At 72.9% G+C, this 16,049-nt stretch carries 14 protein-coding genes and 1 other RNA gene; 4 read left to right on the plus strand and 11 right to left on the minus strand.

The window, feature by feature from the left end:
* Nucleotides 1-599: 599 nt before the first annotated feature.
* The 5 genes from ACZ6ZI_RS04465 to ACZ6ZI_RS04485 all read right to left on the minus strand — a co-directional run bounded on the left by ACZ6ZI_RS04465 (nucleotide 600) and on the right by ACZ6ZI_RS04485 (nucleotide 5,848).
* The gene (locus ACZ6ZI_RS04465) at nucleotides 600-1,214 is read right to left on the minus strand and encodes a CGNR zinc finger domain-containing protein (protein ID WP_469515616.1); all 615 of its coding nucleotides are present in this window, start codon (nucleotides 1,212-1,214) and stop codon (nucleotides 600-602) included.
* 84 nt (nucleotides 1,215-1,298) lie between these two features.
* The gene (locus ACZ6ZI_RS04470) at nucleotides 1,299-1,850 is read right to left on the minus strand and encodes a GNAT family N-acetyltransferase (RefSeq protein WP_469515618.1); all 552 of its coding nucleotides are present in this window, start codon (nucleotides 1,848-1,850) and stop codon (nucleotides 1,299-1,301) included.
* Between the two features lie 59 nt (nucleotides 1,851-1,909).
* Nucleotides 1,910-3,232 carry a uroporphyrinogen-III synthase gene (locus ACZ6ZI_RS04475; protein ID WP_469515620.1) on the minus strand — a complete coding sequence of 441 codons (1,323 nt, stop codon included), beginning with the start codon at nucleotides 3,230-3,232 and terminating at the stop codon, nucleotides 1,910-1,912.
* 180 nt (nucleotides 3,233-3,412) lie between these two features.
* Nucleotides 3,413-4,783 (minus strand): nitrate/nitrite transporter, encoded by a 1,371-nt coding sequence (locus ACZ6ZI_RS04480; protein ID WP_469515623.1) that lies wholly within the window; start codon nucleotides 4,781-4,783, stop codon nucleotides 3,413-3,415.
* Between the two features lie 96 nt (nucleotides 4,784-4,879).
* Nucleotides 4,880-5,848 carry a LysR family transcriptional regulator gene (locus ACZ6ZI_RS04485; RefSeq protein WP_469515626.1) on the minus strand — a complete coding sequence of 323 codons (969 nt, stop codon included), beginning with the start codon at nucleotides 5,846-5,848 and terminating at the stop codon, nucleotides 4,880-4,882.
* Between the two features lie 102 nt (nucleotides 5,849-5,950).
* On the opposite strand from ACZ6ZI_RS04485, the gene ACZ6ZI_RS04490 reads away from it, so the two are divergent.
* Complete coding sequence (locus ACZ6ZI_RS04490) at nucleotides 5,951-7,327, plus strand: MFS transporter (RefSeq protein ID WP_469515629.1); 1,377 nt, start codon at nucleotides 5,951-5,953, stop codon at nucleotides 7,325-7,327.
* A 91-nt stretch (nucleotides 7,328-7,418) separates the two neighbouring features.
* Nucleotides 7,419-8,783, plus strand: coding sequence for an SH3 domain-containing protein (locus ACZ6ZI_RS04495; protein WP_469515632.1), 1,365 nt, complete (start codon nucleotides 7,419-7,421; stop codon nucleotides 8,781-8,783).
* Between the two features lie 107 nt (nucleotides 8,784-8,890).
* Here ACZ6ZI_RS04495 and ssrA read toward each other — a convergent pair.
* The 5 genes from ssrA to ftsE form a co-directional block, all read right to left on the minus strand.
* Nucleotides 8,891-9,279: a transfer-messenger RNA gene (gene ssrA / locus ACZ6ZI_RS04500) on the minus strand.
* 117 nt (nucleotides 9,280-9,396) lie between these two features.
* Nucleotides 9,397-9,882 (minus strand): SsrA-binding protein SmpB, encoded by a 486-nt coding sequence (gene smpB / locus ACZ6ZI_RS04505; RefSeq protein WP_363062200.1) that lies wholly within the window; start codon nucleotides 9,880-9,882, stop codon nucleotides 9,397-9,399.
* Nucleotides 9,883-9,900: 18 nt separating this feature from the next.
* The gene (locus ACZ6ZI_RS04510) at nucleotides 9,901-11,103 is read right to left on the minus strand and encodes a S41 family peptidase (protein ID WP_469515634.1); all 1,203 of its coding nucleotides are present in this window, start codon (nucleotides 11,101-11,103) and stop codon (nucleotides 9,901-9,903) included.
* 67 nt (nucleotides 11,104-11,170) lie between these two features.
* Nucleotides 11,171-12,145 carry a permease-like cell division protein FtsX gene (ftsX, locus tag ACZ6ZI_RS04515; RefSeq protein ID WP_469515637.1) on the minus strand — a complete coding sequence of 325 codons (975 nt, stop codon included), beginning with the start codon at nucleotides 12,143-12,145 and terminating at the stop codon, nucleotides 11,171-11,173.
* A gap of 17 nt (nucleotides 12,146-12,162) precedes the next feature.
* Entirely contained in the window at nucleotides 12,163-12,852 is a 690-nt protein-coding gene (gene ftsE / locus ACZ6ZI_RS04520) for a cell division ATP-binding protein FtsE (RefSeq protein ID WP_363062194.1), read from the minus strand.
* A 270-nt stretch (nucleotides 12,853-13,122) separates the two neighbouring features.
* Here ftsE and ACZ6ZI_RS04525 point away from each other — a divergent pair, with 270 nt between their 5' ends.
* Entirely contained in the window at nucleotides 13,123-13,311 is a 189-nt protein-coding gene (locus ACZ6ZI_RS04525; protein WP_469515642.1) for a hypothetical protein, read from the plus strand.
* Between the two features lie 146 nt (nucleotides 13,312-13,457).
* On the opposite strand, the gene prfB is transcribed toward ACZ6ZI_RS04525, so the two are convergent.
* Complete coding sequence (gene prfB / locus ACZ6ZI_RS04530) at nucleotides 13,458-14,567, minus strand: peptide chain release factor 2 (protein WP_363062190.1); 1,110 nt, start codon at nucleotides 14,565-14,567, stop codon at nucleotides 13,458-13,460.
* 317 nt (nucleotides 14,568-14,884) lie between these two features.
* On the opposite strand from prfB, the gene ACZ6ZI_RS04535 reads away from it, so the two are divergent.
* Nucleotides 14,885-15,940: an isopenicillin N synthase family dioxygenase gene (locus ACZ6ZI_RS04535; protein ID WP_469515646.1), complete on the plus strand. Its 1,056-nt coding sequence runs from the start codon at nucleotides 14,885-14,887 to the stop codon at nucleotides 15,938-15,940.
* Nucleotides 15,941-16,049 lie beyond the last annotated feature (109 nt).

Consider the following 16,049-nt stretch of genomic DNA (forward strand, 5'->3'; position numbering starts at 1 on the left):
GCTCGCCACCATGGGAAGCGCGTCGGGATCGTCCTCGTGGTCACGCCTGCCCATCGTCGGAATCCTTCCTGATCTCACGCCCGCGACCCCACAGCTCTTCGACATGCTCCGCGAACCGATCGAACGCCTACATCCGCGCCACCTCCGGCCGTGAATTCACCACCGCCGCCACGTCGAACCCGCCTACGACCAGCCCCGGACGGCCGACGGACGCCAAGCAAGGAGAAGCGCGTAGCGATCTGGCGCGCTCGGGTGCTCCGTGGGACGGTCCCGTCGACTTCTCGTGCGGGTAAGCCGTCGGTCCGGCCCCGAAAGGGACTGTGAAGGGGCGACGCCCGCCCGGCCTCCTCGCCCGGGAAGTCGAGGGTCCCTGACGGACCCGCCCCTCCCCTCTCCTGCCCCGTGGCCGTTCCTTCGGGGGTTTCCCGACAGTCTTCGTTCGTCCGGGGCGGGACGGGCGGTCAAGGGTGGCCGAAGGCCATCACGCAGTGACGCGAACGAAGTGAGCGCCCTTGAGGGCCCGGCCCGCACCGGAGAGACGATGAGACTGACGGGAAACCCCCGCCCCTTCCCCGACCCCGCCCGGCTCGGGTTCGGCCCTACCCCGCCCCCACCCCCCGGCGGGTCCTTCTGCGGTGGCGGGCCACGCGTTCGCGGTTGCCGCACCGTTCGCTGGAGCACCAGCGGCGGCGGTGGCCCCGGGAGGTGTCGAGGTAGACGCGGGCGCAGCCCTCGCCCGCGCAGGTGCGCAGCAGCGCCAGGTCTCCGGGGTCGGTGAGGAGTTCCACCGCGTCCCGGGCCACCGACGACAGCAGGCCCGCGCATTCCACCCGGCCGCACAGCTCCCGGACGAGGTGCCCCTCCTGGTCGCGTACGGCGCACAGGCCCGGGGGCGCTCCGGCCGCCGCCTCGTTGAGTCGGGCGAGGGCGTCCCGGGCGTCGGCCGCGGGGCCGGGTCCGACGCCGCCGCTGCCGGTGCCGGTGCCGGTGCCCGCCAGTTCGGCCCGTACGAGGTGGTCGACGTCGCCGCGCAGGGCGCGGAAGGCCGTCACCCAGTCGGGGCCGAGGAGCCCGAGCGGGGTCCGGTCGGGGACGAGGCCCGCGCCGACGAGCCACAGCCGCAGTTCGTCGCCGTCTCGGATCTGTTCAGGGCCGCCCCGGGGTGGGTGGGTGGCCAGCAGGTCGAGACAGACCCGCCCGGAGTCGAACCACATGCCCGTCACCGCCTCGGTCGCCGTGGTGCGCCTCCCCCCAGAGTGCCGCCGGGGCGGTCGTTGCGGAAGCCCCCGTGCGAGGGGCTACGGGGCGGGCGGCGGGTCGTCGTGCAGGAGGCGTTGGTAGAGGCGGTGGTCGCGCCAGGCCCCGTTGACGTGGAGGTAGCGGGGGGCGAGGCCGTACGGGGTGAATCCGGCTTTGGTCAGCACGCGTTGGGAGGCCGTGTTGTCGACGAGGGTGCCGGCGTGGACGCGGTGCAGGCCGAGCTCGTCGCGGGCGGCGCGGCAGACCTCCTCGACGGCGGCGGTGGCGAGGCCGCGCCCGTGCCAGGCCCGGTCGACCCAGTAGCCGACGCCGCCGCTGCACAGCGGTCCGCGGATGATGTCGCCCAGGTTGATCGCCCCGACGGGGGTGCCGGTGGCCGTCTCGACGAGTACGTACGGGACCAGGCGTCCGGCGTCGCGTTCGTCGAGCAGGCCCCGGACCCGGGCGCGTTGGCCGTCCGCGGTGTAGAACGCGTCGGGCCGGTGGGGTTCGTAGGGCGCCAGGTGCGCGCGGTTGCGGGTCAGTACGTCGGCCAGTCCGGCGGCGTCGTCGAGCGTGACGCCGCGCATCTCCACCCCGTCGATGATCATCCGGGCACGCTAGCCGACCCCCCGGCCCCCCGGAACCCCGTGGCCCGCTCCGGCCCCCACTACGGCGCGCACTCCCCCGCGTCCAGGGACAGCCGGTAGCCGCGCTTGACCACCGTCTGGATCAGCGTCGGCACCCCCAGCGCCGCCCGCAGTCGGGCCATCGCCGTCTCCACGGCGTGCTCGTCGCGACCCGCGCCCGGCAGGGCCCGCAGCAGGTCGGCCCGCGACACCACCCACCCCGGGCGGCGTGCGAGGGACTCCAGCAGGGCCATCCCGGCCGGCGGTACGGGGCGCAGTTCGGCGTCGACGAGGACCGCCTGGCCGCGGATCTCCAGGCGGTGTCCGGCGACGGGCAACACCCGGGCCCGACCGGGCAGTTCCTGGCACAGGAGCTGGACGAGGGGTCCGAGCCGGAAGCGTTCGGGCTGGACGGTGGGCACGTCCTCGGCCTGGAGCGGGAGCGCGGTCACCGGTCCGACGCAGGCGGCGAGCACGGGCCCGCGCAACGCCTCCAGCACGGCTTCGCGCAGTCCGCGTTCGGCGGCCCGGGACAGCAGGGACGCGGCGGCGGGCGCGGAGGTGAAGGCGACGGCGTCGACGGCCCCGACGGCCACCGCGTCGAGGAGCCGGTCGAGGGGGGCGAGGTCCTCGGGCGGCATCCAGCGGTAGACGGGTACGGGCACCACCTCGGCGCCGCCGGCGCGCAGGGCCTCGATGAAGCCGGGCAGGGGTTCGCCGTGGAGCTGGAGCGCGATGCGCCGGCCTGCCACGCCGGCGGCGAGGAGGCGTTCCAGTACCTCGGCGAGGGATTCGGACGCCGGGGACCAGGCCTCGACGAGTCCGGCGGCCCGGACGGCGCCCTTGACCTTGGGGCCGCGGGCGAGGAGTTCGGTGGCCCGGAGCCGGGCGAGGAGTTCCTCGCCGATGCCCCAGCCGTCGGCGGCCTCGATCCAGCCGCGGAAGCCGATGGCGGTGGTGGCGACGACCGCGTCGGGCGGGCAGTCGACGAGGTTCTTGGTGGCGGCCATCAGCTCGCCGTCGTCGGCGAGGGGCACGATGCGCAGGGCCGGCGCGTGCACCGTGGACGCGCCGCGGCGGCGCAGCAGGGCGATCAGTTCGTCGGCCCGCCGGGCGGCGGTGACGCCGACCGTGAACCCGGCCAAGGGACCGGCCGGCGGCCCGGCCAGGGCGCCGGCCGGCGATCCGACGGCGGGTCCGGCCGCGGGTCCGGCCGCGGTGCCGGCGGCCGGACCGGTCGCCGGGCCGGTCGCCGGGCCGGTGTGCGTCGCGGGTCCGGCCGACGGTGCGGTGGCGGGGCCCGTGTGCGTCGCGGGTCCGGCCGACGGTGCGGTGGCGGGGCCCGTGTGCGTCGCGTCGTCCATGGTGGTGTCCTGCCTCGGCTGCCGTGCCCGTGGATGGTCTCGCGACGTCGGGCGGCCTCGTGCCCTCGCCCGATGTCGACTTCGTGCGTCCCGAGCCTGCCAAGGCGTCGTGTCAGGCTCGGTTCCACCGTATTTCGGGGCCGTAAAGCGGGGGGCTCGCCCCGCCCGTCCCCGGCGCCGTCACACGGACGTGAGCTGCGGGTTCGCCGGTGTCGCGGGGGTCGACGGCAGGGGCGCGACGGGCCGGCGAAGGTATACCGCCCAGGTGACGGCGCAGCACGCCGCGTAGAAGCCGAGGAAGGTGACGAAGGCGGTGGTGCCGGAGCCGGAGCCGAGGAAGGCCGCGCGGAAGACGAGGTTGATGGCGAGGCCCCCGAGGGCGCCGACGGCTCCGATGAGGCCCATGGAGGCGCCGGAGAGCCGGCGGCCCTCGGCGGCGGCGGCTTCGGGGTCGAGTCCCCGGGCCAGGGCCTTGGCCTGGAAGATGCCGGGGATCATCTTGTACGTGGAGCCGTTGCCGGCGCCGCTGAGCACGAACAGGGCGACGAATCCGGCGAGGAACACCGGCAGGGATTCCCGTACGGAGGCCAGGACGACCACGCCGGTGGCCGCGGCCATCGCCACGAAGCCGGCCAGGGTGATGCGGGCGCCGCCGAAGCGGTCGGCGAGGGCTCCGCCGACGGGCCGTACGAGGGAGCCGAGCAGCGGTCCGATGAAGGTGAGGGAGGCCGCCTGGAGGGGGGTGCGGCCGAACTGGGTCTGGAGGACCAGGCCGAAGGCGAAGCTGTAGCCGATGAAGGAGCCGAAGGTGCCGACGTAGAGGAAGGCCATGATCCAGGTGTGGCGGTCGCGCGCCGCGTCGCGGACGGCCCCGGCGTCGTTGCGTACGGGCGCCAGGTTGTCCATGCGCCACAGGGCCAGGCCGGCGGCCAGGAGGATCAGCGGCAGGTAGGCGGCGAGCAGCAGCCGCGGGTGTCCGGCGCCGGCGGTGGCGATGACCAGCAGCGCGGCGAGCTGGACGACGGGGACGCCGATGTTGCCGCCGCCGGCGTTGAGGCCGAGGGCCCAGCCCTTCTTGCGCAGGGGGAAGAAGGCGTTGATGTTCGTCATGGAGGAGGCGAAGTTGCCGCCGCCGACCCCGGTGAGGGCGGCCACGGCCAGGAAGGTGCCGTAGGAGGTGCCGGGCTCCATGACGACGAGGGCGGCGAGGGTCGGCGCGAGGAGCAGCAGCGCGCTGACGACGGTCCAGTTGCGGCCCCCGTAGCGGGCGACGGCGAAGGTGTAGGGCACGCGGACCAGGGCGCCGACGCAGGTGGCGGTGGCGATGAGGAAGAACTTCCCGGCGGGGTCGATGCCGTAGGCGGGGCCCATGAAGAGCACCATGACCGACCACAGGGACCAGATGGAGAAGCCGATGTGTTCGCTGAACACGGAGTAGAGGAGGTTGCGGCGGGCGGTCTTCTCCCCGGTCTCCTTCCAGAAGGTCTCGTCCTCGGGGTCCCACCGCTCGATCCAGCGGCCTGACCTGCGCGGTGCGGTCGTACCGGTCATCACACGCCTCCACAGCTCTCGCGTCCGTGGTCAGACCGTAGGAAGGGCGCGTTTCGGCCCCGGTCCCCGCCCGATGACCGGCGGGAAACCGTGCTCTCACCCGTCCGCGGCGCCGGATGTGAGCGCGGCGGGCAGGAGGCCGCCCGGGGGGACCTCCAGCCAGTGGTGGGCGTGCTGGAGTTCGCGGGCGGCGCGGACGAGGGCGTCGAGGCCGGGGTGGGTCAGGCCGCGCCGCCACACCATCGACAGCGGGGACAGCGGTACGGGGTCGGTCAGGGGGCGTTTGACGGTGCCGGGCATGTCGAGGAAGCCGACGGTGGCGAGGACGGGGTTGCGGGTCTTGGCCATGACCCGGCGGAACTCCTCCTTGCCGACGGCGACGGGCGCGGGCGGGGCGAGCGCGATGCCGCGTCCGGCGAACAGTTCGCGGGCCAGCCCGGTCCACTCCAGGGTGCGCGGGTTGCCGGCGCCCGCGTAGACGGTCTCCCCGGCGAGGGCGTCCAGCGGGACCTCGTCGTACGCCGCCAGCGGGTGGCCCTCGGGGAGCAGCACGGCGAGCGGTTCGTGGCGGACGGGGAGGTGGTCGAGGCGGGCGCGCAGGGTCGCGTCGAGGCCGTGGAGGTAGCCGAAGGAGACGTCGAGGCGGCCGGCGGCGATCTCGGCGGCGGCGTGGGTGAGGCCGCTTTCGAAGCGGGCCATGAGTTCTTGGCCGGGGGCGAGTTCGCGGGCGCGTTCGAGGACCCTGCGGCCGGTGCCGGGGCCGTCGGTGTTGACGTCGACGAGGAGGGGGCGGGGCGGGCCGGCGAAGGCGGCGGCGAGTTCCTCGTGGGCGCGCAGCACCTCGCGGGCGTGCGGGAGCAGGCGTTCGCCTTCGGGGGTGAGCTCGACGGCGCGGGTGGTGCGCAGGAACAGCGTGGCGTCGAGGGCCTGTTCGAGGCGGCGTACGTCCCGGCTGAGGGCCTGCTGGGCGACGTAGAGGCGGGCGGCGGCGCGGGAGAAGTGCAGCTCCTCCGCCACCGCGACGAAGCCGCGCAGCAGTCGGGGGTCGATGTGGCGGGAGTTCACCTCCGGAGACTAACGGAGCCGCCCGGATTGACAACGGGGAGCGGTGAATCGGCCCTGAACAGGTGTTGGACCGGCCGGGGGCGCGGGCCGCAGGCTCGGGGCATGCCGCAGAACCCCCCGCTCCTGGCCGTGACCGGCACCACCCTCGTCCTGGCCGCCCCGCCCCGGATCGCCCCTCCCCCGCCCTCCCGCCGGGTCCGGGACGAACGCCCCCGCCGTGTCCGGCCCGCCCCCGTCCGGCCCGCCCCCGTCCGGCCCGCCCCCGTCCGGCGCGCACGGGTCCGGCCCGCCCGCGTGTGGACCCCGTACGCCCGCCTCTTCGACCTCCCCGGCGCTCGCGGCTTCACTGCCGGGAACCTCATCGCCCGCCTGCCCATGGGCATGTTCGGGATCAGCGCGGTGATGATGATCGCCGGGCAGCGGGGTTCGTACGCCCTCGCCGGAGCGGTCACCGCGACCGGCATGGCCGCCACCGCCGTCGTCGGGCCGTGGACGGCCCGGCTCGTCGACCGCCACGGGCAGGCACGGGTCGCCGTACCGGCCACGGTGATCGCCGTCCTCGGCTCGCTGTCCCTGGTCCTGTGCGTCCGTACGCAGGCCCCCGCGTGGACCCTCTTCGCCTCGTACGCGGCCACCGCGACCACCCCGAACATCGGCGGCATGGCCCGGGCCCGCTGGAACCACCTCCTGCCCCCGGAGGCCCGGCACACCGCCCTGGCCTTCGAACAGGCCGCCGACGAACTGTGCTTCATGCTCGGCCCCGTCCTCGCGGCCCTGCTGTGCTCCGTCTGGTTCCCCGAGGCCGGCACCCTGATCGGCGCCGCGCTCCTGCTGACCGGCATGCTGGTCTTCACCGCGCACCGGGCGACGGAGCCCCCGGCCGGCGGTACGCCGACCACCCGCGGCCCCTCGCCGGTGCGGGTGCTGCTGCCCCTGCTCGGGGTGCTCCTCGCCACCGGGATCGTGTTCGGCTCGATGGAGGTGACCTCGGTCGCGCACCTCGCCGCGCAGGGGCTCGGCGCGGCCTCGGGCCCCGTGCTGGCGCTCCAGGCGGCGGGATCCTGCGCCGCCGGACTGCTCTACGGCGCCCTGCGCCCCCGCCCCCTGCCCGTCTGCCTGCTCGCCCTGGCGGTCGCGATGACCCTGCCCTGGGCGGCGGCCGGTTCGGGATCCCTCGCGCTGCTCGCGCTCGCCCTGCTCGTGGCGGGCGTCGCGACGGCCCCGGTGATGGTCACGGCGATGGCGCTGGTCCAGCGGGTCACGCCGGGGGGCCGGCTCAACGAGGGGCTGACGGTGGCCGTCACCGCCATCCTCGCCGGGATCGCGGCCGGTTCCGCGACGGCCGGTCAGGCCGTCGACCACCTCGGCACGACGACCGCGTACGCCCTGCCGGCGGCCGCCGCGCTCCTCGCCCTGTCGGTGTGCGCGGTGTGGCGGCCCGTGCACCCTGTCGGGGCGATCGCTCCGGCGGGCGAGTGAAGACGCCCGCGTGGTACGCACCCCCGGCGCACATGATCGGACATAACTGGGGGGTCTTCCCAGCGCCCTTCCCTTCGCGGAGGAACTCCCCTTGTCTGCTTCCCGTTCCGTGTCCTCGGCCCTGATCGTCGCGGCCGTCACCGCGAGTTGCCTCGTGCCGGCCGTGCCGGCCCTGGCCGACTCCTCGCACATCCGCTTCTCCCAGCCGTACGTCCCCTCGATCGCCCCCGGCAACACGGGCCGCGTGGTCATCACGGCGACGAACGGCGAGGAGGCGGCCCACAGCGGAACCTTCCGGATCACCGCCCCCGAGCGGACGACGTTCCCCGAGGCCCGGTTCTACTGGAACGGGCAGCGGTCCGGCGGCTCGTGCAGCCGTTCCTCCGACGCCCGGATGCTGACCTGCGAGGCCGGCACCCGGGCCGGGTTCGCCTTCCCCGCCCACGAGCAGACGCGTCTGGCGGTGTCCGTGAAGGTGGACGCCGGCGCCCCCGAGGGCACGACCCTGGACGGCGGCGAGTGGGCCACCGGAACCTCGGACGCCGCCCTGTTCGCGGTGTCCACGCCGGTCACCGGCCCGAAGGGCGACGACGGAAAGCCGGGTCACGACGGTCGTCCGGGCCACGACGGGAAGCCCGGCCACCACGGCAAGCCGGGCCGCCCCGGCCCGAAGGGCGACAAGGGCGACAAGGGCGACACCGGCGACCGGGGAGAGCGCGGCGAACGGGGCGAGCGCGGGGACCGCGGCGACCGCGGAGACAAGGGCGACACCGGCCGCAAGGGCGACCGCGGCCCCGCCGGACCCCGCGGCCCCCAGGGCCCCAAGGGCGACACGGGTCCGTCCGGCGGCCCGAAGGGCGACAAGGGCGACACCGGGCCGCAGGGCCCCAAGGGCGACACCGGCCGCAAGGGCGACCGCGGCCCCGCCGGACCCCGCGGCCCGCAGGGCCCCAAGGGGGAGCAGGGCCCCAAGGGCGACACCGGCACGGGCGCGGGTCCGAAGGGCGACAAGGGCGACAAGGGCGACCGCGGTCCGGTCGGCCCCCAGGGCCCCAAGGGCACCCCGGGCGCCAAGGGCCCGAAGGGCGACCGCGGCCCCGCCGGCCCGCAGGGCCCCAAGGGCGACACCGGCAAGCCCGGCACCTGCAAGAAGTGCGGCCAGCACCACGACAAGCCCGGAAAGCCCGGAAAGCCGAGCAAGCCCGGAAAGCCCGGCCACCACGACGGCCCGAAGGCCCGCATCGTCACCACCGGCAAGAGCCTCGACGTCCGCTCCGGCCCCGGCACGCACTACGCCAAGCACGGCAAGGTCCTGAAGGGCCAGACCGTCGCCCTCCAGTGCAAGACCAACGGCCAGAAGGTCGACGGCAATTCGATCTGGTACAAGCTCGCCGACGGCTCCGGCTGGATCGCCGCCCGCTACGCCCAGAACCTCAACAAGGTCCCGTTCTGCTGATCCGTCCCCGGGTCCGGGTTCGGGTCCGGACCTGACCCGGACCCGGACCCGGACATGACGAAGCCCCCGCGACCGACAGGTCGCGGGGGCTTCGCCCAACATGGGATGAGTGGAGATGGCGGGAATCGAACCCGCGTCCAACGGTGCAGAAGCAGGGCTTCTCCGAGCGCATTCCGCTGCGCTTTTCTCGGCCCCGGAGATCACGCGGACAAGTCTCCGACGGGCTCAGTCACTGTTTGATTTCCCTCCAACCCCCGTGACCGGGGCTAGAGGTTTAGATCCCTAGTTGACGCCAGGATCCGGACCGGGACCACTTCCGGGCTGACGCTCCTCACAGAGGCTTCAGCTCACTGTTATTAGGCAGCGAGGGTGAAGCGGGAGTTATCGCTCTTGGAGTTGGCGATTATTTTTTGCGACATGTGGTTAGCGAGATCATTGCCGCTTCCTCGGCTCGCTTCCCCTACATCGACAGCCGCTGTCGAAACCGATCATCCCCATGTTTCACGCTATTGAATTGTCTTCCGCACGGGCTCGTCACCCGCACGTCGCCCCTCCCGCGAGCGGAAGGTGCTGACGCCATGGTACGCGAAGGACGGCGTCGCGTGCCAGGAGATTAAACCGTGCCCCGCTGCTTGCGGCGGATCGCCGAGATGGCGCGGTTCGTCTCGCGGGTGTCCTGCTTCTCGCGCAGGGTCTGCCGCTTGTCGTACTCCTTCTTGCCCTTCGCCAGCGCGATCTCGACCTTCGCGCGGCCGTCCTTGAAGTAGAGGGACAGCGGCACCACCGTGTGGCCGGACTCGTCCGCCTTCCGCTCCAGCTTGTCGATCTCCTCCCGGTGCAGCAGCAGCTTGCGCTTGCGGCGGGCGCTGTGGTTGGTCCAGGTGCCCTGGCTGTACTCCGGCACGTGCACGTTGTACATCCAGACCTCGCGGCCCTCGACCGACACGAAACCGTCCACGAGCGAGGCACGGCCCTGGCGCAGGGACTTGACCTCGGTGCCCGTGAGCACGATCCCGCACTCGTAGGTGTCGATGATCGCGTAGTCGTGCCGCGCCTTCTTGTTCTGGGCGATCAGCTTGCGCCCTTTTTCCTTAGCCATAGTGCGGTCATTTTCGCACTACGGACCCACCCCGAGGCCACCCAATACCGCACGCGCCCGTTCCTCGGCCCCGTCCCCGGCCGCCAGGTCCGGGGTGATGCCGCCGCCGTCGAGGCTGCGGCCGGCCGGGGTGCGGTACGTGCCGACGGTCAGCTCCGCCACCGAGCCGTCCGGGAGTTCGGTCGGCATCTGCACCGTGCCCTTGCCGAAGGTGCGGGTGCCGACCGCGACGGCCCGGCCCCGGTCCTGGAGGGCGCCCGCGACCAGTTCGGCCGCGCTCATCGTGCCCCCGTCGACGAGGGCCACCAGGGGCCGCGTGGTGTCCCCGCCGGGGCGCGCGTACAGGGCCCGCTCCGAACCCCGTACGTCGTACGTCGCCACGAGCCCGCCGTCGAGGAACGCGGAGGCCGCGGTGACGGCCTCGGTGACCAGGCCGCCCCGGTTGCCGCGCAGGTCGAGCAGCACCCCGCCCCCGGGCGGGGCCCCGCGCACGGCGTCGCGCACCCGTTCGCCCGAACCCCGGGTGAAGGAGGTGACCTTGATGACGGTGATGCCGTCCGGGAGTCGGCGTACGGTCACCGGTTCGCTGCGCATCTGCTCCCGGTGGACGGTCTCGGTGAGGTCCACGCCGCCGCGGCCGATGCCGAGCACCACGCGGGTGCCGGCCCTGCCGCGCAGCAGGGCGACGACGTCGGCGACGGCGAGGCCGGTGACGGCCTGGCCGTCGACGCTGAGCAGCCGGTCCCCGGCGCGCAGTCCGGCGCGGGCGGCGGGGCTGTCGGGTTGGACCCTGTCGACCTCGATGCGGCCGTCGCGCAGCCGGTTCGCCCAGAGGCCGACGCCGGTCCAGTGGCCGTCGAGGTCCTCGGCGAAGGAGGCGTACTCGCCCTGGTCGTAGACGGTGCCCCAGCGGTCGCCGCTGCGGCTGACCACCTCCTGGGCGGCCTTCTTGCCGGACTTCCCCTCGGCGACGGCGTCGGCGGCGGCGCGGGCGACGGCCTCCCGGTCGGCGGTGGCGGCGGCGCCGGGCGGGTCGCGGTGCGGTGGGTCGTCGGGCCGGGTGGCGGCGACGGCGCCGGCGGGCGCCTCGTCGCCGGCTTCGGCGGTGTGCCAGCATCCCGTGCCGGCCGCGGTGGCGACGCAGACGAGGAAGACCATCGTCAGGACGGCCCCGCGACGCAGGTCGCGGGGCCGAAGACAGAGATCGGGCAGACCCGGCATGCGGCCGAGTCTAGGACAAGCCCCGCCGCGGCAGGCCGGGTTGACCGGACCGCCCGCGGGGCGCTCGTCACACCTTCAGGTACTTGCGCAACGCGACGAAGGCGGCGAGGGAGGGCATCAGAAGGCCGATGACGAGGACCAGCGGCAGCTTGGCGAGGACGGCGTCCCAGCCGATGAAGTTGATCAGTTCGAGCTTCTCGCGGAGCCCGATGCCGTGGTCGATCACGAAGTACTGGCCGGCGCCCAGCATGCCGCAGGCCAGTCCGGCGCCGATGAGGCCCGCGACGGCGGCCTCCATGATGAACGGCACCTGGATGTAGAAGCCGGAGGCGCCCACCAGCCGCATGATCCCGGTCTCCCGCCGACGGCTGAACGCCGAGACGCGCACCGTGTTGACGATGAGCAGCAACGCGACGATCAACATGACGAGCATGATGCCGAGGGCGGCCCAGTTGAGGGTGGACAGGAGGGCGAAGAGGTTGTCGAGCTCCTGGCTCTGGTCGGCGACGGACTGGACGCCGTCGCGGCCGGTGAAGGCGGAGGTGATCACCTCGTACTTCTCCGGGTCGGTCAGCTTGACCCGGAAGGAGTCGGGCATCTGGTCGGGGGTGACGACGGAGGCGAGCGCCGTGTGGCCGAAGCGTTCCTTGTAGTGCTTGTAGGCGTCGTCGGAGGACTCGTACATGACGGTCTGGACGAGCCGCATCTTCTTGAGCTCGGCCTCGATGCCCGTCTTCTGCTCGGGGGTCACGGCCCCCCTGGAACACGGTCGGCCCGAACCGGAGCCCGCCGCGGAACCGTCGGCGGGGCTGCCCGCGGGGACGGCCGCGGCGTCGATGGCGTCGCTCTTGGTGCAGAGGTAGACGGTGACGTTGACCTTGTCGTACCAGAACCCCTTCATGGCGCTGACCTGGTCGCGCATGAGCAGGGAACCGCCGAAGAGGGCCAGCGAGAGGGCCACCGAGATGATGACCGCGAAGGTCATGGTGAGATTGCGGCGGAGGCCGACGCCGATCTCCGACATGACGAACTGGGCGCGCATGACGTCTCAGGGACCTTTCAGTGCTGGTAGCCGTAGACGCCGCGCGACTGGTCGCGCACGAGTCGGCCCTGTTCGAGTTCGATGACGCGCTTGCGCATCTGGTCGACGATCTGCTGGTCGTGCGTGGCCATGATCACGGTGGTCCCGGTCCGGTTGATCCGGTCCAGCAGCTTCATGATCCCCACGGAGGTCTGCGGGTCGAGGTTGCCGGTCGGCTCGTCGGCGATCAGCAGGGCGGGCCGGTTGACGAAGGCGCGGGCGATGGCGACGCGCTGCTGTTCACCGCCGGACAGCTCGCCGGGCATCCGGCCTTCCTTGCCGCCCAGCCCCACCAGCTCCAGGACCTGCGGGACGGCCTTGCGGATCTCGCCGCGCGGTTTGCCGATGACCTCCTGGGCGAAGGCGACGTTCTCGGCCACCGTCTTGTTCGGCAGCAGCCGGAAGTCCTGGAAGACGGTCCCCAGCTGGCGCCGCATCTGCGGAACCTTCCAGTTGGAGAGCTTCGCGAGGTCCTTTCCCAGCACGTGCACCTGACCGTGGCTGGCCCGTTCCTCGCGCAGCACCAGGCGCAGGAAGGTGGACTTGCCGGAGCCGGAGGAGCCGACCAGGAAGACGAACTCGCCCTTGGCGATGTCGAGGGAGACATCTCTGAGTGCGGGCCGGTTCTGCTTCGGGTAGGACTTGGAGACGTTGTCGAATCGGATCACGGGAGCACCACGGTCGCCGGGAGTAGGTGACCGTGACCATACGCGACCGGGCGCGAGGTGGGGACCAGGCATTCGACAGTTGCCCGTTTTATCCTCGGGTGGCTTCGGGCGGGACCGCGAGTGCCCGAAGGGGCCGCGCCGAATGTTCGCGGAGCCGGCACAGTGGTAGGGGGAACGCACCCGTTCCCCGCGCCGTTGTCGTTTGAGGATCGCGGTCGTTCGAGGATCGCGGTCGTTTGTCGATCCGCAAGGGGACGAGAGGAGGAGCGCATGACCTATGACCGGCTCGTGTGCGCGAACTGTGCCGCACCGGTGAGTCAGGGCCGCTGCCCCGTGTGCCGGGCGAACCGGAAGCACCTCCAGCAGGAGGGCCCCTTCGGCGGCCTGAATCCGGTGACGCTCATCGCGCTTCTGGTGGTGCTGGTGGCGGCTCTGGCGCTGGTGGCTCAGACCGCCTGATCGCGCCGCGTCCCGATCGGACGGATCACACCCGGATCGCCGGGATCACATGGATCACGCAGATCACACAGAAGAAGGACGGGCCCGGACACCTGAGGGTGTCCGGGCCCGTCCTTCTGCGTTGCCGCTTCGTCGCGGGGACCGCCTTACGCGGTCTGCTCCTGCTGCTTGCGCCAGCGGATGCCGGCCTCCAGGAAGCCGTCGATCTCGCCGTCGAGGACCGCCTGCGGGTTGCCGACCTCGAACTCCGTCCGCAGGTCCTTGACCATCTGGTACGGGTGCAGGACGTAGGAGCGCATCTGGTTGCCCCAGGAGCTGCCGCCGTCCTTGAGGGCGTCCATCCTGGCCTGCTCCTCCTGGCGGCGCCGCTCCAGCAGCTTGGCCTGGAGCACGTTCATCGCGCTGGCCTTGTTCTGGATCTGCGAGCGCTCGTTCTGGCAGGAGACCACGATGCCGGTCGGGAGGTGCGTGATGCGCACGGCCGAGTCGGTCGTGTTGACGCCCTGCCCGCCGGGGCCGGAGGCGCGGTACACGTCGACGCGCAGCTCGGACTCGTCGATCTCGACGTGGTCGCTGGTCTCGACGACGGGCAGCACCTCGACGCCCGCGAAGGAGGTCTGGCGGCGGCCCTGGTTGTCGAAGGGCGAGATGCGCACCAGGCGGTGCGTGCCCTGCTCGACGGAGAGGGTGCCGTAGGCGTACGGCGCCTTGACGACGAAGGTGGTCGACTTGATGCCGGCCTCTTCCGCGTACGAGGTCTCGTAGATCTCGGTGGGGTAGCCGTGGCGCTCGGCCCAGCGCAGGTACATGCGCTGGAGGCGCTCGGCGAAGTCGGAGGCGTCCACGCCGCCGGCCTCGGCGCGGATGTTGACGAGGGCCTCGCGCTCGGCGTACTCGCCGGAGAGCAGGGTGCGGACCTCCATCTCGTCCAGCGCCTTGCGCACGGAGGTCAGCTCGGCCTCCGCCTCGGCGAGGGTGTCCGCGTCGTCCATCTCCTGGGCGAGCTCGAACAGCACGGCGAGGTCGTCGATGCGCCCCCGCAGGGTCTCGGTCTTGCGGACCTCGGCCTGGAGGTGCGAAAGCTTGCTCGTGATCTTCTGGGCGGCTTCCGGGTCGTCCCACAGGGACGGCGCGGCGGCCTGCTCCTCGAGCACGGCGATATCTGCCCTCAGCTTGTCGAGGTCCAGGACGGCCTCGATCGACCCCATGGTCGAGGAGAGGGACTTCAGCTCTTCGGAAACATCGACGACTGCCACGGGTCCAGCGTAGCCGGTCCGCGGACGGCACTCTCCGGCCAGGCTCGGTCAACCTTGTACGGAACGGCATCCGCACAGGCGTACGCTCACCATATGACTGTCCTACTCGTGAAGCGCCGCCATGTGGACCACATGCGTGTCACCACGACGAGCTGTCTGCCGACGGACCCCGCACAAGCCTGATCCACCCCGATCCGACTTCGGTCCTGCAACGCGGCCACGCCGCCCCGGCGCCATCCCTGCCGGCGGCACGCTCCATCCGCCTGCCCCCACATCCTTTGGGCACAGGACCCCGTGACATCCGAAACGGAGCCGTCATGCCGTCCGCGCACCCTTCGTCCGCTTCCCCTTCTTCTTCCTCCCTGGCCTCCGCCCCCGCCGCGGCGTCGCTGGCCGTGATCGACCTCTCGCGGGCCGACGACCCCGCCGAGCGGGCCGACTTCCTCACCCAACTGCACGCCGCCGCCCGGGACACGGGCTTCCTGTACCTGACGGGGCACGGGATCACCGAGGCCGAGACCGCCCGGATACTGGAGCTGACCAGGGCTTTCTTCGCGCTCCCGGAGGCCGACCGGCTGGCCGTGAGCAACCTGAACTCCCCGCACTTCCGCGGCTACACCCGCATCGGCCACGAGCTGACGGGCGGCGCCTCCGACTGGCGCGACCAGCTCGACGTGGGCGCGGAGCGACCGGCGCCCGAGGTGGGCCCGGGGGACCCGGCGTACCTGTGGCTGGAGGGCCCGAACCAGTGGCCGGCCGCGCTGCCGGAGCTGCGCGAGGTCGTCCTGGAGTGGCAGGCCCGCCTGGCGCGGGTGGCCCACCGGCTGCTGCGGGAACTGCTGATCTCGATCGGCGCCCCCGCGGACTTCTTCGACGCGGCCTTCGCGGACCGCCCCCACCTGCACACGAAGCTGATCCGCTACCCCGGGTCCGCCCCCTCCGGCGCGGACCAGGGTGTCGGCGCGCACAAGGACTACGGCTTCCTGACCCTGCTCCTCCAGGACTCGGTGGGCGGCCTCCAGGTGGTGCGCGACGGCGGCTACGTCGACATCCCGCCGATGCCGGGGGCCTTCGTGGTCAACCTGGGCGAGCTGCTGGAGATCGCGACGGAGGGCTACCTGCGGGCCACCGACCACCGGGTGGTCAGCCCGCCCGGGGCCGTGGAGCGGTTCTCGGTGCCGTTCTTCTACAACCCGCGCCTCGACGCCGTGGTGGAGACCGTCCCCGGCGCCTACCTGAGCGCGGCGCCCGGCATCGCGCAGGACAGCGCGAACCCGCTGCACGCGGAGTACGGCCGCAACGAGCTCAAGGGCTGGGTGCGCGCCCACCCGGCGGTGGCCCGCCGTTGGCACCCGGAGCTGATCGGCGCCTGAACCGCACGCCCGGGTGGGCGGGGCGCGCGTCCCCGCCCGGCCGGGCGTCACCGGTCACCCCCGTACGATCGCCGATCGCCGATCGCCGGTCGCCGGTCGCCGGTCGCCC

This window comes from Streptomyces sp. NPDC103540, from assembly GCF_055584445.1.